This is a genomic window from Marinithermofilum abyssi, assembly GCF_014641195.1.
Lineage (GTDB): Bacteria > Bacillota > Bacilli > Thermoactinomycetales > DSM-45169 > Marinithermofilum > Marinithermofilum abyssi.
Genome location: NZ_BMHQ01000021.1, coordinates 1 through 21,269 on the forward strand (window position 1 = coordinate 1; position 21,269 = coordinate 21,269).

17 protein-coding genes and 2 pseudogenes are annotated in these 21,269 nt (G+C 51.1%); 12 read left to right on the forward strand and 7 right to left on the reverse strand.

Annotation, left to right across the window (positions count from 1 at the left end; translation table 11 throughout):
- Nucleotides 1-492: pseudogene (locus IEW70_RS16950) on the forward strand (RNA-guided endonuclease InsQ/TnpB family protein); the annotation flags it as partial.
- Nucleotides 493-1,315: 823 nt separating this feature from the next.
- On the opposite strand, the gene IEW70_RS16955 reads toward IEW70_RS16950, so the two are convergent.
- The 7 genes and pseudogenes from IEW70_RS16955 to IEW70_RS18610 all read right to left on the reverse strand — a co-directional run.
- Nucleotides 1,316-2,746, reverse strand: coding sequence for an amidase (locus IEW70_RS16955; protein WP_188649094.1), 1,431 nt, complete (start codon nt 2,744-2,746; stop codon nt 1,316-1,318).
- A 293-nt stretch (nt 2,747-3,039) separates the two neighbouring features.
- Entirely contained in the window at nt 3,040-4,047 is a 1,008-nt protein-coding gene (locus tag IEW70_RS16960) for a quinone oxidoreductase family protein (protein WP_188649095.1), read from the reverse strand.
- A gap of 125 nt (nt 4,048-4,172) precedes the next feature.
- The gene (locus IEW70_RS16965; protein ID WP_188649096.1) at nt 4,173-4,628 is read right to left on the reverse strand and encodes an LLM class flavin-dependent oxidoreductase; all 456 of its coding nucleotides are present in this window, start codon (nt 4,626-4,628) and stop codon (nt 4,173-4,175) included.
- 1,259 nt (nt 4,629-5,887) lie between these two features.
- Nucleotides 5,888-6,703 (reverse strand): hydroxyethylthiazole kinase, encoded by an 816-nt coding sequence (thiM, locus tag IEW70_RS16970; protein WP_188649097.1) that lies wholly within the window; start codon nt 6,701-6,703, stop codon nt 5,888-5,890.
- A 915-nt stretch (nt 6,704-7,618) separates the two neighbouring features.
- Complete coding sequence (locus IEW70_RS17985; protein ID WP_229752061.1) at nt 7,619-7,759, reverse strand: hypothetical protein; 141 nt, start codon at nt 7,757-7,759, stop codon at nt 7,619-7,621.
- Between the two features lie 148 nt (nt 7,760-7,907).
- Nucleotides 7,908-8,186 carry a hypothetical protein gene (locus IEW70_RS17990; protein WP_229752066.1) on the reverse strand — a complete coding sequence of 93 codons (279 nt, stop codon included), beginning with the start codon at nt 8,184-8,186 and terminating at the stop codon, nt 7,908-7,910.
- A 276-nt stretch (nt 8,187-8,462) separates the two neighbouring features.
- A pseudogene (locus IEW70_RS18610) lies at nt 8,463-8,870 on the reverse strand (solute carrier family 23 protein); the annotation flags it as partial.
- Nucleotides 8,871-8,918: 48 nt separating this feature from the next.
- Here IEW70_RS18610 and IEW70_RS16990 point away from each other — a divergent pair.
- The 11 genes from IEW70_RS16990 to gucD all read left to right on the forward strand — a co-directional run bounded on the left by IEW70_RS16990 (nt 8,919) and on the right by gucD (nt 20,804).
- Nucleotides 8,919-9,356 carry a M20/M25/M40 family metallo-hydrolase gene (locus tag IEW70_RS16990; protein ID WP_373285996.1) on the forward strand — a complete coding sequence of 146 codons (438 nt, stop codon included), beginning with the start codon at nt 8,919-8,921 and terminating at the stop codon, nt 9,354-9,356.
- A 54-nt stretch (nt 9,357-9,410) separates the two neighbouring features.
- Nucleotides 9,411-10,760, forward strand: coding sequence for a 5'-deoxyadenosine deaminase (locus IEW70_RS16995; protein WP_188649100.1), 1,350 nt, complete (start codon nt 9,411-9,413; stop codon nt 10,758-10,760).
- Between the two features lie 194 nt (nt 10,761-10,954).
- Complete coding sequence (locus tag IEW70_RS18005) at nt 10,955-11,605, forward strand: molybdopterin cofactor-binding domain-containing protein (protein ID WP_229752063.1); 651 nt, start codon at nt 10,955-10,957, stop codon at nt 11,603-11,605.
- Complete coding sequence (locus IEW70_RS17005) at nt 11,562-12,341, forward strand: xanthine dehydrogenase family protein molybdopterin-binding subunit (protein ID WP_229752064.1); 780 nt, start codon at nt 11,562-11,564, stop codon at nt 12,339-12,341. Before IEW70_RS18005 ends, IEW70_RS17005 begins: the two co-directional genes overlap by 44 nt.
- A 136-nt stretch (nt 12,342-12,477) precedes the next feature.
- A complete protein-coding gene (locus IEW70_RS17010; protein ID WP_188649101.1) occupies nt 12,478-13,278 on the forward strand; it encodes a hypothetical protein in 801 nt (266 codons plus the stop codon).
- A gap of 389 nt (nt 13,279-13,667) precedes the next feature.
- Nucleotides 13,668-15,200, forward strand: a complete 1,533-nt coding sequence (locus IEW70_RS17015; protein ID WP_188649102.1) for a class I adenylate-forming enzyme family protein — start codon at nt 13,668-13,670, stop codon at nt 15,198-15,200.
- 279 nt (nt 15,201-15,479) lie between these two features.
- Nucleotides 15,480-16,784 carry an MFS transporter gene (locus IEW70_RS17020; protein WP_188649103.1) on the forward strand — a complete coding sequence of 435 codons (1,305 nt, stop codon included), beginning with the start codon at nt 15,480-15,482 and terminating at the stop codon, nt 16,782-16,784.
- 167 nt (nt 16,785-16,951) lie between these two features.
- Nucleotides 16,952-17,854 carry a fumarylacetoacetate hydrolase family protein gene (locus tag IEW70_RS17025; protein ID WP_229752065.1) on the forward strand — a complete coding sequence of 301 codons (903 nt, stop codon included), beginning with the start codon at nt 16,952-16,954 and terminating at the stop codon, nt 17,852-17,854.
- Nucleotides 17,847-18,161, forward strand: coding sequence for a UxaA family hydrolase (locus IEW70_RS17030; protein ID WP_188649104.1), 315 nt, complete (start codon nt 17,847-17,849; stop codon nt 18,159-18,161). The genes IEW70_RS17025 and IEW70_RS17030 overlap by 8 nt, the downstream gene beginning before the upstream one ends.
- Nucleotides 18,091-19,314, forward strand: a complete 1,224-nt coding sequence (locus tag IEW70_RS17035) for a UxaA family hydrolase (protein WP_188649105.1) — start codon at nt 18,091-18,093, stop codon at nt 19,312-19,314. The genes IEW70_RS17030 and IEW70_RS17035 overlap by 71 nt, the downstream gene beginning before the upstream one ends.
- A 26-nt stretch (nt 19,315-19,340) precedes the next feature.
- The gene (gene gucD / locus IEW70_RS17040) at nt 19,341-20,804 is read left to right on the forward strand and encodes an alpha-ketoglutaric semialdehyde dehydrogenase GucD (protein WP_188649106.1); all 1,464 of its coding nucleotides are present in this window, start codon (nt 19,341-19,343) and stop codon (nt 20,802-20,804) included.
- Nucleotides 20,805-21,269 lie beyond the last annotated feature (465 nt).

Here is a 21,269-nt window from a genome sequence, read left to right on the forward strand (position 1 = left end):
AAAAAGGGGCCGCCGACGATGGTCATCCAAGGCCATCGGATCAAACTGCCAAAACTGGGGTGGTTCCGTTTTGCGAAGTCCAAACAGGTCGAGGGACGAATTCTATCCGCCACTGTGTGGAAAAACCCTTCCGGCAAGTATTTCATCTCCGTCTTGTGTCAGCGGATCTCTAGCCCTTTTGTGCCGGTAGACAAATCCAAAGCCGTGGGCATCGACCTGGGATTGAAACATTTCGCGATTCTCTCCAGTGGAGAAGTGATTCCCAACCCTAAACATTACCGGAAGTACGAGAAACAGTTGATCCGTTGGCAGCGGATTCTGTCCCGGAGACGAAAGGGCAGCCAAAACCGTAACAAAGCCCGATTAAAAGTAGCCCGGCTCTATGAGAAGATCCGCAACGGTCGGCAGGATTTCCTGCACAAGCTTTCGACTCGGCTCATCCGTGAAAACCAAACGGTATGCCTGGAAGATTTGCAAGTGCGGAATATGGTGAANCAAGAGCCGGCAGGAAGAACCAAGAATCCCACGTCTTCAGGCGTGGGAGTGTCAAGAGGAATACGGAGAGGAAAAAATCATCGGACGGTGACTGCTGCTGTTGGGGTGATGGGAAAGGCAGTGCAGATTGACGGGGAGATGCCCATAATGCCTATGCAACAATTGTCGAGATGATCGAGAAGGTGGTAAACATTCCGGAGAAGCAGAAACCGCCTTTTTCTCCATCGTAAAGGAAGACACTGGTGGGAGTGCTACTGCATGTCACCCAGAAGAAATTTTAGCTCTGGCCGAATTGAACATGCAGCTTTTTGATCTCATGAAGCAGAGCAAACCCAGAAAAGTTAAACTCACAAAAGCGAAGTTCCGAGAGGGGGTGAATTACCCCCTCAACAAGACAACCCTTTCATTGCAAACTAAACCTTATAAGGAGAACAAAAGGGTGAGGCAAACGATGATCGACACAGAAAAAATCAAACGATATTATCGAAGCCAAGCCGACCAGGTATAGCGACCATGAGTACCATAAAAAGCAATACAAAAACGTTCATTTCCTTTAACTTAAAAGCTTTTTTGCTTGACTTACAAAGTAGACCCCCTCTTTCCCGCGTTTTTACTTTTATTCACCCCTAACCAGAGGTGATTTCGGGTGTGTTAATAAAAGGGCTTTATAAGATGGATTTTCGAGAACGCGGGATTCTGAAAGATATACTTAACATCACTGTAGCGGATACTGAAGTGGCCGTTTGTGAAGTAGCAGATTCTAAAGTCAATTTCTGTTACCGGCTCACTGTGGTTAGATATCGAGCAGCGAAAAATAATATCATATTGCCTGATCCGTACTCTCCTGGGCTTTCATGTCCTCCCGGCATAGATGCTCAATCATTTCTGCCACGGTGATCACTCGTTCCTCCTGTCTGGGATTGCCGACGATTTGGATACCAAAAGGAAGGCCTTTTTTCGTTTGACCTATCGGCACAGACATTGCGGGATATCCTAAAGCATTGGGCATGACCAGATAGGGCAAGACCCGAGAACCCAAATTGTTGTACACCATCTGTGCAACCCCTCCGTGCCGGGGAGCTGTTCGGGGATAAACCGGACAAAGGAGGACACCCTGGCCATCAGTGATCTGTTGGAACTCTTCACGAAAGGATTGTAGCAATTTTGGAAACCGTTTGACCTTTTGAGGGCTCGGGCGAAAAAGTTTTCCACCGAGCATCAACTGCAACACCCACAAGTGGGTCCTTTTTCGGCCTGTAAAAAACCGGAGCCATTCCTTCCAGAGATAAAACTCCGCATCTTCCCTTACCTCGTTTCCGATGAATGCACCGCCGTCCTGCAAAATCATATCCTGCCAATATTGGAAAGCCTTCTTGACAAAAGAAGGGAACCTCTCTGGAATGGTTCGCCGTAAAGCCTGTTCCAGCCGACCAACTGTATCTGTCATCCCGGCTAACACTTCCCGGTCAACGGAATACCCAGGAAACCCGCCTGCCCAGACGATGGGAATCGACGAAACAGACGGAGTGGCAAGCGTTTTACCGACCATCACAGTATATAAAAGACGAACGTCTCCTGCTGTCCGGGCCATTGGACCGATGGAATTCATGTGGCCGTGATGGGGAATGGACGGGTACTCGCCATCGTGGGGAATCAGCCCATGAGTAGGACGAAGCCCCGCAATGCCGCAAAAATGGGCCGGAAGACGAACGGATCCTCCTAAGTCTGTTCCGATTCCCCAGGGTGATCCTCCGCTGGCGATGAGTGCCGCTTCCCCGCCAGACGACCCGCCAGGTGTTCGGGACGAACTCAGAGGGTGGTTCGTCCTGCCGTAGAGCAAGTTGTCCGTTTCATGGGCCATTGTTAGTGTCGAGACATTGGTTTTGCCCAACACAATCGCTCCAGCATAACGTAGACGCCGGACTACTTCCGCATCCCGAGATGCCATCCGACCCAGTTGTTTTGGAACGCCCCCGGTTGTCGGCAATCCTTCCACATCCATCGTCTCTTTGATCGTGATGGGCATTCCCAGCAACGGCGGTGCGTCACCAGCGGTGAAAGATAGACGCCGCTGATCAGCCTCCCGCGCTTCTTGTAACGCTCTCTCAAAACGCTCACATACTAACGCATTGAGAGAGGGATTGACTGATTGGATGCGTTCAATATGAGCGCGAACCAACTCGAGTGAAGAAAACTCCTTTTGTTGCAACCCAGCCATCATATCCCCCGCTGATCGACGAAGCAGCTCCATACGGCCTCACCTCCTATGTGGTTTCTTTTTTACCTGAATCGAAGGGGCCCGTGGCACCTTTTTTATTGGTTCCCTTCATTCATGCAATCTCCCTTTTCTGTTCGCAATTTTCCAATAATGAATGGTGCACTACCGGTGATGCATCATCCACGCCTTACTGGGCGGAATGAATCGGATATAGGCGCAGGAGTCCTATCCAAAAAAGCCGATTGGATACATAACGACATGCCACCGACAGAAGATGCCATAGATACACCTACCGCTACACCACCCCAGCAGTCTGTCTACCAGAACTAATGACCAATTACAAGTGTAACCTTGCCGAAATTCCTCCCCTTTTCCATAAACTGGTGTGCTTCCGTTGCCTGTTCTATATGGAAGGATCGGTCCATTACCGGTCGAAGCTGATGCCTTTCATAGAGATCCAAGAGTTGGGCGAATTCCCGGGGGCTGCCCATCGTTGTTCCCCTGATATCCATATTTTTAAAGAACACTTTCGGCAATACGTACTGTGGTACTGGTCCATTGGTAGCCCCATAGGTCACAATGCGTCCGCCTATTTTGGTCAGACTAATCAGATCATTAAAGCCCGGTCCGCCCACACCATCCACGATCAAGTCGGCACCACCAATGAGTCCACGAAGCTGTTTGACCCAATTTTCCGATGTATAGTTTACTCCGCCGACAGCTCCCAACTGTTTGGAACGTTCGATTTTCTCTTCACTACTAGAAGTCACATACACCTTTGCCCCTTTTGTAACAGCCATCTGCAGTATATAGAGGGCTACACCACTACCGATACCTGGAATCAGAACGGTTTCTCCTTCCTGTACCTGACCTCGGGTAATCAGGGCACGATAGGCGGTAATTCCGGCAAGAGGGAGGGCTGCGGCCTCTTCCCAGGTAAGATGTTTCGGTTTCGGGTAGATATTTTCCGCCGGTACGGCTATATATTGTGCATATGTCCCATCTACAGGCATCCCCAAAAGATGAAACTCACGAGATGGGGCGCTCTCCTCTGCTCCCCAACCTAAACCGGGGTTGATGATTACTTCGTCTCCCTCTGCAATCCCTTGCACATCGCTTTCCAAGGCAACCACTTCACCAGCACCATCCGCCCCTAAGATGGAAGGAAGCTTCATACCCGGGTACATGCCATATGTAATAAAAACGTCTCTGCGATTTAAAGCGGCATATTTTACTTTTACAAGCACTTCCCCTGCTTGTGGCGTCGGTGTTTCCACCTCTTCGTAGCGAAGTTTCTCCGGTCCGCCAATTTCTCTTAATACGATCGCTTTCATTTTTCCCCTCCTCAGATTATGGAGCAAAGCAGTTGGTTCCAAACATGGCCCGACACCATCCAGCCGTGAACGAAGACTTACCGCCGGCCTCCATACCCTTGGACTTTCACATATAAAAGGGTTGATCACTCGTATGTACGAACACGGCGATCGTCTCCCGTCTGTTTTTTAAAAGCAGGAATGACGTGTTTGCCGAACAGTTCCAGGGACCGGCACACCTTTTCGTGAGCCATTCCTCCGAAGTTCATCAGGGCCATCAGGTTGGTGATCCCGATCTCGTGGTAAGCTTCGATTTGCCGGATTACGTCCTCGGGAGAACCGACCAGGACCTGTTCTCTCTGTTTGAGGTCGTCAAACCTGATGTCCCGACCGTATTGCCTCGTCTTCAGATAAAGGTCCAACGGTCCTCGCGTGTTGGCTTCGGCCTCCTCCCGGATTTCGGCCACATGGACATGGAATGCGACGGGGATGTCCAGCTTGTCCGGATTGCCGTATCCGTGTCGCCGGTACGCCTCCCAGTAGGTATAGATCATATCTGCCAGTTCCCCTCTGGAGCGGCTGTTGATGTAGGCGATCCCCATACTCGGGGCCCTCCTCCATTTTTTTCATTAATTCATTCAATTATAAATGATACATCTCCTCCCAGTCTAACCGTTATAAAATGGATGGATCATCAGTATGTACATTGAAAAAGAATCATTCATTGGATGGGATCAAACGTGAATGGATGCAACCACTAATCGCTTTGCATAAACCCCCGGTTTTTATGCAACCCGCCGGGGCGCTGCTGGCGCGCCGAATCACCAGAACATAGAAAAGCCCTGTCTCAAGCGGACAGGGTTTTCCATATGCACAAAAAATTCTTCCATTCCTTGATCCTCATGTACTTGGCCGATTGGGGCCTTCCAGCTTTTTATCTCCAGATCCCGGCCTTGTATTCTCATCCCGAACCTTCCTCTGCTCGCGCCTCTTTTCAAGCTGTTCGGGGCTGGGCTGACTTCCCTGTTTCATCTTATCGCTCCTTCCAATTGTATCATCGTATGCCTTTAGCATGTATTAAAGATCGGATTTTATGACGACGTACGGCTTTTTCTCCGAGATACTTCCAGTTCAGTACGGTTTTCTCATGAATGGAAATCCCTAATCCAAAAAGGGATTGAAGCACTTGAGGGATAAAAAAGACTTCTTGCTGATGAACTGAAAGCACATATCTTAAGTAATGGCTTCTGTGCTCTACATGAGCCGTTTCCTTCACTGTTTGAACCCTTCAGTTGGTAGACCGCGTGGAACGAAGTAAATAGGGTAAAGGGTGCATCCGTCCCATTTAGGGGTATACCAACGAAGCTGTCACCAGGGGGGACTCCTCTACATCTATGCGCCAACTCCTCGGGCGGATAGTGCAACGCTGGATCATTGGACCGATGGCCAAGACGCCGTAATTCCGAAAAATCGCCCCAAACCTTTAAAACAGGGGAGAGGGCGGTTTTTGCATGAGTTTTATAAGGTGACAATAATAAACCTTCATCCTCGGGAAACGAGATTCTTACAAACTCCCATCAATGGTGAGGGGAGTTTTACCGATCCCTGTCTCCATGTCGATGAAAAGACGAAAAAAGATCGATGAGGGAGTTTTTTTACAATAAGCACCAAATATTCTGCGACCATCATGAGACAATTCATATATAGTCCCGTTGCACTATCGTTTTTATTGAAACAGAAAGCGCAGGTTTCAGCTGAAATCTTTTCCCCAGTATCCCCTAGCCTTCCGTCAATCGCCACCATTGGGCGTCCGTTTGTGAAGAAAATATGGTGACTGGCTCAGACTGAGAGTAGGCCATTGCTAAGGATGTTCTATTTTTTCTACCGAACTGATTTGGACAATTTCCTCTGCCGCTAAGTGAGAGAGTTGATTTAAAAATTCAATTTGAAAACTTCCCGGCCCTTTGTGTGGAGTCTTGGAAGCGGCGATCTCCGCCGCCACTCCGTATACGGTTATCCCGCTAACGGCGGCGAAAAGATGATTTTTTTCAACAGCCGCAAAAACTCCCAAGACAGAAGACAATAAACATCCGGTGCCGGTTACTTTGGTCAAAATCGGATGACCGTTATGAATCATATAAGTTTCATTACTGTCGGAAACCACATCCTCTTTACCTGTCAGTGCAATGATCGTGTTTAATCGTCTCGCTGCCGATTGTGCCAGTTCGATTGGATTGCCTCCGTTGCTTCCCGCATCTACGCCTTTCATCGACCAATTATCACCTATCAGATTCGCGATTTCCGCTGCATTTCCCCTCACGATTGAAACGTTGACCTCGGCCAAAATCTTTCTGGCCATGTCTGTCCGGAATTTGGTGCTCCCCACGCCGACCGGATCGAAAATAACAGGAACATCATGATCATTTGCGGATTTTCCGGCAATGATCATCGCTTTTACGACATCGCTGTTCAATGTGCCGATGTTTAAAACAAGGGCGCCTGCGATTTTAGCCATATCCGCCACCTCTTCATGCGCATACGCCATTACCGGGGAGGCGCCAAGAGCTAAAAGGCCGTTTGCGGTAAAATTGGTGACCACCACATTTGTAATGTTATGAACCAGCGGGTTTTCCTTCCGAACGTTATCCAATATTTTTGCAATTTCCTGTGCAGTCATCTTTCTACTCACCCCTGTACAAAAATCCGACGCGCTTTATATCCCGACAGCTAAAGCCGGGGGTTCTACGGCGCTATTGGATAAATCATAACATGGTAAGGACATGATTAAAGGACACATCCAAATTTGAGCAATCTATACGATGAATTTTACAGAAAACGTCGGCTGAAAGCCCACGGTTTTTAATCGTGGGATGAAAGGCGGCGTTGCTTGAAATCCCCCTTGTGGGGATGGCAAGAGCAACCAATACAGGGGTTAATCGAACGTATGAGCGGTGCTCATCCCACGGGTAGTGGGTTCGTTCCTTGTAAACGTCATGGTATGGGGTTCCAGTAGCGAACCAATCTCTCCTACTGGGTAAAACCATGAGAGTGAAATAGAGGAACTAGCGTACTGGTAACAGGTACGCCGCCCATGTGGGTACATTTCTAACGGCATGGGATGGGCTGATGAGACAGCCCTGAACTTGGGAGTTGTCCGAAACAGAAATGGACTGAGGGCGCTAACTACCCAAGAATCCCACGGCTGAAGCCGTGTGGAGTCTCAACAGGTTAGTTGCTGAAGGATGAAATCAGCAAAATTCAAGGGTGCGAATCCCGTTTGACCCTCCATGAATTCAACAACGATGTAAGGCGTAGAAAAAATCTCGCTGAAATGATCGGAAATATATGACGAAAAGCTTGGAAAACTACTACAAACGCTGATGAATAATTAGACGAAGGGCGTATTAGGGATATTCTTCAATCAGTTTGGCCATTGCAGGGACGGGAAGACTGCGGGAGAGGACAGATTATATGACCACAGGAAAGTTTGTTCTTTTGGTCTTCTTTTTACTCCTCTTGCCGAATAAAATGACAATGTACTTCGAGCCCCGTTATCCTTGGTGTAAAGAACTTACATAATACGCTTAATTTTCTATATATTCTTGACATGTTTATAATCGATAGTTAGTATATACATCCCGCAGGTAATGAGATCGATAGAGATCAAGTAAGCCAGCTGCTGTTGGTTCATCCCCACAGCAGGGCCGACGATCAGGGGGTCACCCGCGGACAAACGCGGTGAATCGCCTCCCGGCCGCGATAGTAAATCTCGAGCGCTGTATCACCGCCTTTTCCGTCAAGGCCATCCGCGCCTCCGCCCAGGCCGGTCCATCGGTGCGTCCCTGCTTTTTCAATTTCTCCACGTATGCCCTATACCGCGGTTACTGATTCTCCCTTTGGACAGGAGCACCCGCTCGACTTCCCCGACGCGGCTGGCGGCGCAAAGTGGGAACTGATGGAGTCATGTACACCTTGAAGGCGGTTACCCCCTCTTCCACCAGTCCCCAAACGTTGTCCAACTTTCCTTCCCGGACGTCTTCACCGGTGCCCCAAAAGGCGAAGTCGATATAAGCCTGTTCCTTGGTGGGTCCAGCTTCTGGTGCAACTCTCCTTTGCTCCGTACCGACGGCTTGCTGCAACAAGGCATATCCACATGACAAGTAAGCCCTCCGGCCGCGGCAGACATGCTTCCGGTGGCGAAAGTCTCCCGATGGGTAAATCCAGGGTCCATAAAATGTGTATGGGGATCGATGCACCCTGGAACCACCAGCTTCCCGCCGAGATCGATCACCCAGTCTGCCAGCAGGCCATGGTAAAGCCGACGATTTTCTCGTTATCGACGAGGATATGGGCCTGTATCTGTCGGTCGATCTGGGGAATCCTGGCGTTTTTAGGATCAATTGCATCTTGGCCTCTCCTTTTTAAAAAAGAAATGGTTACAACGTCACATCAGCTGCGCGATCTTCCTTCGACGGTATCAATCGTTCCTTTTCCAATGGGTAGTCGTGCTTCACCCCTTTGGTGTGATTGAGGACCCAGTTAAAAACAACGGCGGTCAAGCTGCCCATTACGATGCCGTTTTCCACCAACAGTCTCACAACATGGGGCAGGTGTTGGAACATGTGGGGAACGAATCGCCACTCCCAGCCCGATGCCGACCGAAGTGGCGATGATCAAGAGGTTCTCCGTCCGATCAAAATCGACCACAGACAACCAAGCATCAGGAGGCCGCCAGCCCAGATGACCACTGCACGGGTTTTCACCCGGGTTAAGGCGACCAAGCCGACGTTTTGGAAAAAAGTCGTGTAGGGGAACGCATTAAACAGTCCTCCAATACCGATGGCCCCTCTGCTTTGGCTCTCACCCGGATTGACGGTGGGATCCAAACCAATGTGATCCCGGACCGATGCCGGTTAGAGGTGGATATTCGTACGGTGCCACCCCAGGAGCACGCCGCTTTGACTCGGGAGGTGGAAAGCTGTCTCTCCGAAGCGGCAAGGGAAAACAACGGTTTTCGGTTTGAAGTGCGAACCTTGCTGGACCGCCCCTCCATCCGGACCTCCGAAGTTGACCAGCTGATCCGGCTGGCTCTGGAATTAAAAGGGGAACAAGAGCCTCGGGTCCACGGTGTCTTCTATTACACCGACGGTTCCGTTCTCAACTCGGACAGTCACATTCCCACCCTGATCTATGGGCCCGGGAATGAAGCTCTTGCCCATCAGCCCGACGAATGGGTGGATATCGAGACATATCTGCGGTCCATCACCTTTTATCGAGAACTGGCCATTCGATATCTTTGTGTCGAACCGGATTCGCCGGCTGGTCTCTAAATGTCTCCCGACGTCATCCCATGCCGGTACTTTTCGAAAAGGGAGTGGAACGCGATGCGCGTGTTGATCAAACAAGCCGAGTTGATGACGATGAACCGGGAGGAAGCGATCTTTCGGGGCGATCTTCTGATCGAAAACGATCGGATTGCTAAGATCGGCACAGAGCTGGATGAAAGAGCGGATAAGGTGATTGACGGAACAGGCAAAACGGTGATTCCCGGTTTTATCCACACCCACATCCACCTGTGTCAAACCCTGTTCCGGGGGCAGGCGGATGATATGGAACTACTCGACTGGTTGAAAAAGCGGGTGCTGCCCCTGGAGGCGGCTCACGATGCGGAATCCATCTACTATTCAGCGATGCTGGGGATTGGGGAACTGATACAAAGCGGCACCACCTCCATCGTGGACATGGAAACGGTGCACCATACCGACGCGGCCTTTCAAGCCATGGCGGAGAGTGGCATCCGCGTCCTGTCGGGCAAGGTGATGATGGATTACGGGGACGATACGCCGCCGTTGTTGCGGGAGAAGACGGAGGTGTCCATCCAGCAAAGCGTCGATCTCTTGGAAAAATGGCACGGCCATGACGGGGGACGCATCCAGTATGCCTTTTGTCCCCGTTTTGTTGTCTCCTGCACCGAAGATTTGCTGACCCGGGTTCGGGATCTGGCGGAACAATATGATGTGCGTGTTCACATCCACGCTTCGGAAAACCGAGGAGAGATCGAGCTGGTGGAACGGGAGCGGGGGATGCGGAACGTCCTCTATTTGGATCATATCGGGTTGGCCAGTCCCCGTCTGATTCTGGCTCACTGTGTGTGGTTGAACGAGGAGGAGCGGCGAGTAATAAAAGAGCGGGGAGTCAAGGTGAGTCACTGCCCTGGTTCCAATCTGAAGTTGGCCTCCGGCATCGCCGATGTGCCCGCATTGCTGGACAAGGGGACAGCAGTCAGCCTGGGGGCGGATGGAGCCGCCTGCAACAACAATCTGGACATGTTCAATGAGATGCGCTTGGCCGCGATCATCCAAAAACCGGCTTGCGGTCCGACAGCGATGAGGGCACGGGAAGTTTTCCGGATGGCGACGATCGGAGGCGCCGAAGCGATGGGACTGGACCAAGAGGTTGGGAGTTTGGAACCAGGAAAGAAAGCCGATTTGGCCATCCTGGATCTGAACGATTTCCACACCTATCCCTCCAGCGAGGTGGACCCCATTTCGAGGATGGTTTATTCAGCGACGCGGGCAGATGTGGAGACGACGATCATCAACGGAAAAATCGTCATGGAGAACCGCATCATGAAGACAATGGACAAAAAGACCGTACTTCAAGAGAGCAACCGTTCGATTCAACGACTGTTAAAGCGGGTGTCAAAGGGAGCGGAATGTACGGGTTCCATGTAACCCGATAAAACAATAGTGGACGCGAGACCTTGTGCTACGGGGAGCATCCTTCGGCTTAACCTTGATGAAGCGGCTGCCGAAGGTGAGGGAGAACGCGGGACGGCTTCAGCCTGGGATCCTGCGGCGTTCTTAAACCGTACAAAGAAAGAAGGTAGGGTATTCCCGATATTCGTTTTACGGTGAACGGGTGTCCGGTGACTGTCTCCTGCCACCCGGCGAAGCCCTTGTTGGATGTGCTGAGGGAGGAGGATGTCGGGCTGACCGGAAGCAAAGAGTGTTGCGGCAAGGGAGAGTGCGGTAGCTGTTCTGTGATCCTTGACAAGGAAGTGATCTGCTCCTGTCTGATTCTGGCCGGCCAGGTGGAGGGGGACGGAACTGGTTACGGTAGAGGGGATTGGCAATATGGAGAAGATGGATCCGATCCAAGAGTCGGTACCCTTACGATTCGATGTCCTGGACAATACGCCTATCGGGATCGGATGCAGATCGCGAGAGCGCTGGCTTGGAATCCGGAGCGGATCCGTGTAATCTCCAGTCCCATCGGCGGAGCCTTTGGCGGAAAAGATGAAATCACGGTTCAGATCTATCTCGCTCTGCTCGCTCTCCATACCGGAGGGCGTCCGGTCAAGATTCATTACAAACGGGAGGAGTCCGTGATCGCTGGGATCAAGCGTCACCCTTTCAAGGTGTACATGAAGACGGCAGCCAAAAAGGACGGTACGATCATCGCCAACCAAGTGCGGGCCGTGGCGGACACCGGTGCTTATGCCTCCCTGGGCGGTGCCGTGATTAGTCTGGCGATTGAGCATTCCAGTGGTTCAGGGGGATACGGCTCAAACCCTTGACGGTGGAACCGTGACCGCTTCCCGGTCCACTTATACCGGCAGCCGGGCCTTGGCTACTGCAGCTCCACACATGATTCGCTTGTTGAGCGAAGCGGCGGCGGAGATGCTGGTTGAAAGGGTGAAACTGGGAGAAGAAAAGCTTTTTATACATGAGCGGTCCGTCAGCTTTGCCGAAGTTTACGACTACCTCTATAAGAACCGGCGACAAACACGGGTAGAAGGTCATTTTGTGCTCCCAAAAGAAAAGAACGCCATCCCCAAGTCCGGCGGAGCTCCCCACCATCTCTACGGTTATCTGACCCATGTCGTTATGGTGGAGGTGGAGACACTCACCGGAGAGACAGAAGTGTTGCGTGTCGTGTCCATCCCTGACGCCGGCAGGGTGATCCATCCCCAAGGGTTGGAAGGTCAGGCCGAGGGCGGTGCCGTCATGGGGATCGGTTTTACTCTCTATGAAGATACCGTGATCGAAAAAGGGTATCACAAAACACTGAACTTTACCCACTATATTTTGCCCACTGCCAAGGACATCCCTCACATTGAAACTTTTCCGGTAGAGGAATTTGAAGATTCCAACCCGATGGGGGCGAAGGGAATCGGTGAAGTGGTGATGATCCCGATTATCGCGGCAATCATGAATGCGATCCATGACGCTGTAGGCGTAAGGCTGCACCGGGTGTATCAGGCGATGAAACGGCTGCAAAGAACGAAAGGGAAAGTCCCGCTTCAAACTTGAAAAAGACACGGGTAGAGGGATCCGGCAGTGCCAGAGGTCACAGTAAAAGTTAATGTGTCCGGGAAATGGAAACAAGAAAATGCTCGTTCCTGTCGAATAACTAGAAAGGAGAGGATCGATTTTAGGAGGGTGTTGAGTGGATTGGGCAAAAAAAGGGGTTGTGGGACTGATCTCAGTCATTTTGTTCACGGGATGCGCAGACCAAACGGTACATGCACCTGGGCATGCGCCGAAAAAAGGAGATTCCTCGTTTAATCAAAGCGGCCCTTTTCATCTAAATATCGAAGCTTATATCGAAAACAGCCGGTTGGCTGTTCATGGCATGTTGGTCAACGACCAGGGAAACGGGCCGGATGCAGCAAAAAGCCGGGGAACGCTCACCTTCACGGTAAACGGCGTGGAAAAAACGTTTCACTCCAAAGCCAATCAAAACGGTCCCATTCGCTTTTCGGCCAAGGAGATCCTCAATACCCAGGGCTACCAGGCAGGGCAGCAGATTCCCATTAAAGCGGAGTATGACGGGATTGCCGGCGGGGAAAAGGTGACGGTTTCCGGCAAAAAGATGTTTACTGTCCCGGGGCTTTTGATGAATACCCGCTGTACCGAAGATAAAATAACGATTGACGGGAAGCTGGTCGGTGTCCCTGGGGGTCAAACGGGCTTCTGGACATTTTTTATCAACTCACCCGATGGGGATGATCCCATCGAAGGACCTCGTTTGGAAAAGAAAAAGGTATTGCAGGACATCTCCGGCATGCAGCACCAAATGACGTTGGATCGCTTGCGGGAGGAGAAATTCTCTGTAGGGATTTGGTATCGGAAAGATCGGCCGGCACTCGACCGAACCCCTTATAATCCCAAATACGAAGTGAATCAATGGCTGGATAAGCGGTGCCAAAAAACCTCACCGCCACCACAGCCGGAAGGGATCGAGTGAGGAAAAACAGACCGCTGTCAGCGGTCTGTTTTTCTATGGAAGTCTGTTTCTGCTTCGTTGGTGTCGCATCTCTTGGAATGGAATCATAGAAAATATAAGTTCAATAGACTTGCAGGATCGGACTTAACCGACAATGATCACTTCCCAACCATTCGGCAGAACGACAGATTCCACTCGGTTCACCTCCGATCGGAGGGTGTTTTTCCATCGACAACTATAGTATAGGGCGCTTGCGTTTCTGATTCCATCCAACGAAAGGACTGTTTTGACAGATTGGGTTTGATGGGACTCCTGGGGTTTTCTTGGGGTGAGAAAAGTCTTTCTTTCATGAATCTGATATACTATGATATCGGTAAATGTTACTATTTTTTATCACAAAGGAGGTCCATATGACTGCAAGTGTCATCGGGGATTTGCTTCGCCATCGCGTACGGCTGTCCCCGGAAACAGAGGCAGTGGTTGCTGAGTCCAAGCGTTTGACGTATCGGGAGTACAATGCGGCGGTGAACCGGTTGGCCCGGTATTTGCTTCAAACCCAAGTACAAAAAGGAGACCGGATCGCGGTCCTATGCAAGAACAGCCATCATCTTCCGATCATCTATCTGGCCGCCGCCAAAATCGGGGCGGTGACGGTAGCAGTCAACTGGCGGCTGAAAACAGACGAACTTCGTTACATATTGGAAGATTGCACCCCTAAAGCGCTATTTTTCGATGGGGAATTTGATCAAGTCACCCCGTTGTTAGGCACACTTCCTTTTCTCCAACAGGAAATCCGGGTGTCGACGAAGGAAAATCCGACTGCCTTGGACGACTTGATCGCCGAGTTCCCCGCAACAGAACCGGAGGTGGATGTTCGAGAAGAGGATCCTGCCCTGATCATTTACACTTCAGGAACTACCGGCCGTCCCAAAGGGGTGGTCTGTACCCATGCCAATATTTTTGCAGGCGGGATTGCCAATACGACTACTTTGGATCTGCGGTTGCGGGATCGGTTTCTGTTCGTCACCCCGCTGTTTCACATCAGTGGGATGATGTTTATCATCGGTGCGTTAATTCGAGGATTTACCCTCGTTTTGAGCAACCAGTTTCACCCCTTGAAGATTTGGGATATCCTGCGAGCGGAACAGGTGACCGGCATGATGTCGGTTCCTTCGATGCTCAGTTATATGTATCAAGCGGTGAAGGAGCAAGAGGTAGATGTCCCTTCCCTCCGCATGATTCTTTGCGGCGGGTCCCTGGTGCCCCAAGAGTTGATCCGCGGTATGTATGAGCTGGGGTACCAAGTGGTGCAAGTATATGGTGCAACGGAATATACCGGGGCCATTACTTATTGGATGCCGGAGATGGGCTTGGAAACGTGCGGATCGGTAGGCCAAGCCGTTTATCTGACGGAGCTGAAAATTGTCGATCCCACCACAGGTGCAGCGCTGCCGCCGGGAGAGATCGGCGAAGTGATATGCCGGGGGCCCCTGGTATTTGCGGGATACTGGAACCAGAAAGAAGCTACAGAAGAAGTGATCCAAAAAGGCTGGTATCACACCCGGGACGTGGGTTGGATGGATGAGAATGGTCTGTTGTATGTGGTGGACCGGCTGCGGGATATGATTATCACCAGCGGGGAAAAGGTGTTTCCGGCGCAGGTGGAATCTGTCATCACACAGTTGGAGGAAGTGTCGGAAGCTGCTGTGGTCGGGGTGAAAGATCCTGTCTGGGGCGAGCTGTCCCGGGCGTATGTGGTGCTGCAGGAGGGAGCTGCCGTTACGGAAGAGGAGATCATCACCCATGTGCGTCAACATCTGGCAGATCACAATCTGCATGAGGTCACCTTCGTTGAGGAGCTGCCGAAGAACAGTATGGGGAAAGTGATGAAGTATGTCCTGAGACAATATGCAAACGAGGGGGGCGTTAAGCAAAGCATGTAGCGAGCCCGCGCGAGGTTGCTGACAAAGCCGCTAGGTCAGCAGCCTTTTTTTTGCTTGCATCCCCAAATGCAATATACAAAATAAATTGATAATTGCGTCCTCTTTTTGTTAAACTAGGCCTAACAAGTCAATATAGTAAAACATTGTTTTACTATATAAAACAAATAGTCAGTTTTTCTTGCTCCTGAATGACAACGCTTACAAAAGGGGGCTGGAAAAGAACCCCATCGGTTGTAGACAGATACCCGCTTGTCAGAGATATTAAAAGGAGGTTGACTGATGACAGGATCCATCAGAGAAAGGACCAGAGCTCGGTGGAATATCGCCCTTTTGATGTGGGCAGCTATTGCGATCAATTACTTGGATCGGACTGTTCTGTCAGCCACAGCCCCTGAGCTGATGAAAGAGTTCGGTTTGGATGCGGCACAAATGGGGCTGGTGCTGTCCGCTTTTTTTTGGAGCTACGCATTCTTTCAAATTCCAGCAGGATGGTTTGCCGATAAGGTGGGACAACGGATCTCTCTTGCTTTCAGCGTAGCCTGGTGGTCTGTTGCAACCATGTTGACTGTGGTGAGTCAGGGTTTGAAATCGCTAATGCTTTTCCGAATCCTGCTGGGAGTCGGAGAAGCCGGGGCTTATCCGAGCAATGCCGGAGTGACGGCAAAATGGTACCCCGACAAAGAGCGGGCACGGGTTTCGGCTCTTTTTGACAGCGGTTCCAAAGTGGGGACGGCCCTCGCGATGCCCTTCGTTGTCTGGATGATGACCGCTTTTGGCTGGAAAGTTCCATTTATTGTGTGCGGATTTTTGGGATTAATTTGGGTGGCGGTTTGGTGGGCTTATTATCGTGACCCGGAAAAGCACAAGTATATCAACCAAGAGGAGCTTTCCTATATCCGGGACGGACAAATCAAAAAAGACGGCTTGGATGCCAAACAACCGATGAAATGGTATCAACTTCTGAAATACCGTAACATTTTGGCCATGTGTGTCGGGTTTTTCATGCTCAACTATGCAATCTATTTCTTTATTACCTGGTTTCCCACGTATCTCGTGGAAGCACGCGGTTTCCAATTGATGAAGATGGGTTGGGTATCCATGATTCCACCTTTGGTGGGTTTGGTGGCAGAATTGGCGGCGGGCTGGTTTTCCGACCGGCTGTATGTCAAAGGGTATTCCTTGACTTTTGTTCGCAAGCTGAACTTGGTTGGCGGGATGTTGTTGGCATCCACTATCGCGTTAGCCGGTTTGGTCGATTCTGCCGTTTGGTCGGTGGTCTTGTTGTCCATTTCTTTCGGCGGATTGACTACGGCAGCTTGTGCCATCTGGTCGTTGCCGGGAGATGTAGCTCCCCGAAATATGACATCGGTGGTGGGTGGACTGCAAAATTGTGTATCCAACATCGGCGGAATTTTGGGACCGATTGTAACCGGTTTCCTCGTTTCGGCGACTCACTCCTTTATTCCGGCATTGTTAGTATCGGGGGCCGCCACGCTGATTGGAGCACTGACTTACCTTTTCTGGCTTGGAAAAGTGGAACCCATTCAACTTGAAACAAAGACGGCAAGCGATATGGCACTGTAACCCGCCGATTCGCTGTCGGGGAAGCCCTGGTTGCTTTCATTTTAAATCTGTGCTAAAAACCCTACCTTTGTCTGAATATGTAAAACCATCGATATGGAAGAGCCGGGTTTATGCCAACCATATTGCAAAACATAGTTTGATATATAAAAGAAACAGGAGGTTATCCGTTGAAAATTATACGGATGAAAGAAAATGACGGGCGGAGTGTTTTAGGCGTTTGGGAGTCGGCGGAGCAGGCATATCCCCTTCCATTTGAAGATTTCACCGATTTTATCCGCCAGGCGGAGGATGACGGTATTGCTCCCTCAAAATGGGTTCGGCAGTGGATACGTGATACAGGTTGTCAGCCGAAGAGCATCGCAGGAAAAAAGCTGTTGGTTCCCGTGGAAGCTCCAGAGGTGTGGGCGGCAGGTGTTACTTATGAAAAGAGCAGAGAAGCGAGAAATTACGAGGCCGCCGAAGGCGAGACGGGTATTCAGACCTTTTACGACAAAGTATACGACGCTAAAAGGCCCGAGCTCTTTTTTAAATCGACAGCTGCCCGTACAGTGGGACCGGATGAGCCTGTTTGGTTGAGAAGGGATTCAAATTGGCAGATTCCAGAACCTGAATTGGGACTGGTGTTGAGCCAAAGAGGCAAGATTGTCGGATATACCATCGGAAACGATATGAGCTGCCGTGATATTGAAGGGGAGAACCCTCTATACCTTCCGCAAGCCAAGATATGGAGAAACTCCTGTTCGATTGGACCCGCCGTCCGTTTGGCGGAAACCGTAGAAGATCCCTATGCTTTGCAGATTACCTGCCGCATCTATCGGGACGGCATGGAAGTGATGAAGGGGACGGCTACAACGGGTCAGTTGAAACGGAAATTTTGTGAATTAGTGGAATATCTGGTGAAAGACAATATTCTCTTTGACGGAACGGTGCTCCTCACGGGAACTTCGATCGTTCCCCCGAATGACTTTACTTTGGCTGACGGAGACCGGATCGACATCGAAATCGACGGAATCGGGGTGTTAAGCAACCCTGTAAAAATGCCGGTAAAAGAGGAGATCGCTCATGGCTGACGGGTATCGGACGGTCATGATGAATCCCGGCGACAAGGTGGCGGTTGCTTTGACGCCGATCCCCGCAGGCACCCTGTTGACGGTAACCTGCCGCGGTCGTTCGTTTCAAGTTCAAGTGAAGGAAGACATTCGATTTGGACATAAATTTGCGGTATGCCCAATCCGACAGGGAGAGGACATCGTGAAATACGGGAAAGTGATTGGTGTTGCCGTGCGCAACATCGATGAGGGTGAACATGTACACGTTCATAATTTGGAAGGAAAAAGGGGAAGGGGAGATCGAATTGCCGGATTCCGCAAGGAATGAGTTTTGGGGTTTCAGACGGGCCGATGGACGGGTCGGAGTGCGGAACCATGTATTGATCTTGCCCACCATTACCTGCGCCACTCAGGCAGCTCATCAAATCACGCAACTGGTTCAGGGGACGGTGACGTTTATCCATCAACACGGCTGTGCCCAGGTGGGAACCGATTATGAGCAGACGTTTCGCACGTATGTGGGGTTGGGCAGCAATCCCAATGTGTACGGAGTGGTGGTCCTGGGCCTGGGATGTGAAACTCACCAGGCACGGAACGTGGCGGTGGAGATTGCGAAAACGGGCAAACCAGTGGAAGTGGTATCCATTCAGGACCACGGCGGTACCCTGACAGCCATTGCCGAGGGGGCCAAAGCTGCGGTTCGGATGGTACAGGATGCATCCGTTCTAAAACGAGAGCCTTGCGGAGTGGAGGAACTGATCGTCGGCACCGAATGCGGCGGTTCTGACGCCTGTTCAGGTCTTTCTGCCAACCCCGCGGTCGGGTTTGTGAGTGATCTCCTCGCGGATCGCGGAGGGACGGCAATCTTAGCTGAAACCACGGAGCTGATCGGAGCAGAGCACTTGCTGGCAGCACGGGCGGTCAATGAGCAAATAGCCAAACGGGTGTATGAGGTCATCGAGGCTATGGAGAATCGGTCTATCGCCATGGGCGTAGATATCCGAACAGGTAACCCCAGTCCAGGCAATATCGAGGGAGGGTTAAGTTCTCTGGAGGAAAAATCCCTCGGTGCGGCTGCTAAGGCGGGAAGCCGCCCTTTGCAAGAGGTGATCCGGTATGCCGATCAACCCAGTAAAAAAGGATTGGTATGGATGGATACGCCCGGACACGACATCGAACAGCTGACCGGAATGGTTGCCGGCGGGGCGCAGGTGGTACTTTTCACCAGCGGGAGGGGAACTCCTACGGGATCGCCGATTGCCCCGGTGATCAAGATTGCCACCAACAGCGCGATGTTTGAAAAGATGAACGATAATATGGACCTCAATGCCGGAACCATCATCGAAGGGAAGGAATCCATCGAGTCGGTGGGCGGACGCATCTATCAGGAAGTTCTCCGTGTTGCCGACGGTAAGCTAACGAAAGCGGAAATCCTGAAACAACACGATTTCGGTATTTGGCGTATCGGTCCTACGTTTTGATCATACCTTTCAAGGGGGAAGAAGCGATGAGTGTTCAAACGAAAACAGTCACCTGTCACAACTTCATTGACGGTTCCTGGACGCCATCGAAGACAGAGCGGGTGGAAGCCAGCATCAACCCCGCCAACACGAATGAAATCGTTGGATATGTACAGAATTCCGATGCGAGGGATGTAGATCAGGCGGTCAAAGCGGCGGTGGCAGCCCAACGGGCATGGCGGAAACGTTCAGGAGTGGAGCGGGGCCAAATCCTCTACCGAGTGGCCGATGTTCTAGAGAAACGGGCAGAGGAGATTGCTGAAACCATGACCCGGGAGATGGGCAAGACCCTGCCGGAAGCCCGTGGGGAGACGGCCAGAGGCGTAGCAATTCTCCGATATTATGCAGGAGAGGGTTCGCGCAAGATCGGGGATGTGATTCCGGCGAGCGAGAGTGGAGCCTTGATGTTCACTACTCGCGTACCTCTCGGGGTTGTCGGAGTGATTACGCCTTGGAATTTCCCGGTAGCCATTCCGATCTGGAAAGCAGCACCAGCCCTTGTTTACGGCAACACTGTGGTGATGAAACCGGCTCAGGAAACGGCGGTTACCGCAGCTAAAGTCATCCAATGTTTTGAGGAGGGAGGGATACCATCCGGAGTAATCAACCTCGTGAATGGGGGTGCAGAGGTTGGTCAGTCTCTGGTAAACCACCCGGACGTTGACGGCATTACTTTTACTGGTTCCAATGATACCGGGAGAAAGGTCGGACAGCTCGCTCTGGCAAGGGGAGCAAAATATCAGCTAGAAATGGGAGGCAAAAATCCCGTGATTGTTGCCGCGGATGCCGACCTGGACGAGGCAGTGGAAGCCGTGATCAGCGGCGGATTGAAAACGACGGGTCAGAAGTGCACAGCTACCAGCCGCGTGTTTATCCAGCGTGAGGTTTATAATCCATTCCGGGAAAAACTTTTGGACAAAGTGAAAAGGCTGCAAATCGGCAGCGGTCTGGATCCACAGGCATGGATGGGGCCGGTCGTCTCGGAAAAACAGTTGGAAAAGGTATTATGGTATATCGAAGAAGGCAAACGGGAAGGGGCTGTCCTTCTTTGCGGAGGAGAGCGGATTCAAGATGAAGGTCGAAAACACGGCTATTTCATCCAGCCGACCGTATTTGAACATGTGACTCCGGCGATGCGGATCGCCCAAGAGGAGATTTTCGGTCCCGTTCTGGCGCTAATGCCATTCGACCGGTTAAACGAAGCCCTTGAGATGGCCAATGATGTGGAATTCGGGCTCAGTGCCTCGATTTTTACAAAAGACATCGGCAAAATGCTCTCTTTTATCGAGGAGATCGATGCCGGCATGATCCGGATCAATGCGGAAAGCGCTGGCGTGGAATTGCAGGCTCCCTTTGGCGGTATGAAAAAATCCAGTTCTCATTCCCGGGAACAAGGGCAGGCGGCTTTGGAGTTTTTCACTTCGATCAAAACCGTGTTCGTAAGAGCATAGAAGGTTCCAACGAGAGGGGAAATGGGTTCGGAAACTGTATTTTAGAGTTCTATGTCATCGGTCTGGGACATCATGGGGTCAGCATCAGTGCCAGATCTGTAATGCTGACACGAACGCTGCACCAAGATATTGTCCTTTGAGATAGTGTTCGTTTTTAGGAATCGCAAGCGAGAATCCTCCCCATTTTAACGGGGTAGATGAAAGTGAGCGTTGCTCTAAGCATCCCCACAAGGGGGGTGCCTAGAGCAATAATTTTTATCGTCAAAATACCATATGTAGTAGATTGACACTCCCATGCCTGAAGACGTGGGATTCTTGGTTCTTCCTGCCGGCTCTTACCGTACAGTCCCCAAGCTGACACCGTGTGTCCCACGGCCAAAAACGTTATCCTGCGGGCTTTAATCCTTCCTTGAGGATGTTTTTCGCCGCATTGAGATCCCGGTCGTGGTGAACACCGCATGCGGG

Bases quoted from the DNA above. Each gene is read 5' to 3' on its own strand.
- IEW70_RS16955 (WP_188649094.1), bottom strand. From the start codon at position 2,746: ATGGAGCTGCTTCGTCGATCAGCGGGGGATATGATGGCTGGGTTGCAA.
- IEW70_RS16960 (WP_188649095.1), bottom strand. From the start codon at position 4,047: ATGAAAGCGATCGTATTAAGAGAAATTGGCGGACCGGAGAAACTTCGC.
- IEW70_RS16965 (WP_188649096.1), bottom strand. From the start codon at position 4,628: ATGGGGATCGCCTACATCAACAGCCGCTCCAGAGGGGAACTGGCAGAT.
- thiM (WP_188649097.1), bottom strand. From the start codon at position 6,703: ATGACTGCACAGGAAATTGCAAAAATATTGGATAACGTTCGGAAGGAA.
- IEW70_RS16995 (WP_188649100.1), top strand. From the start codon at position 9,411: ATGCGCGTGTTGATCAAACAAGCCGAGTTGATGACGATGAACCGGGAG.
- IEW70_RS17015 (WP_188649102.1), top strand. From the start codon at position 13,668: ATGACTGCAAGTGTCATCGGGGATTTGCTTCGCCATCGCGTACGGCTG.
- IEW70_RS17020 (WP_188649103.1), top strand. From the start codon at position 15,480: ATGACAGGATCCATCAGAGAAAGGACCAGAGCTCGGTGGAATATCGCC.
- IEW70_RS17030 (WP_188649104.1), top strand. From the start codon at position 17,847: ATGGCTGACGGGTATCGGACGGTCATGATGAATCCCGGCGACAAGGTG.
- IEW70_RS17035 (WP_188649105.1), top strand. From the start codon at position 18,091: ATGTACACGTTCATAATTTGGAAGGAAAAAGGGGAAGGGGAGATCGAA.
- gucD (WP_188649106.1), top strand. From the start codon at position 19,341: ATGAGTGTTCAAACGAAAACAGTCACCTGTCACAACTTCATTGACGGT.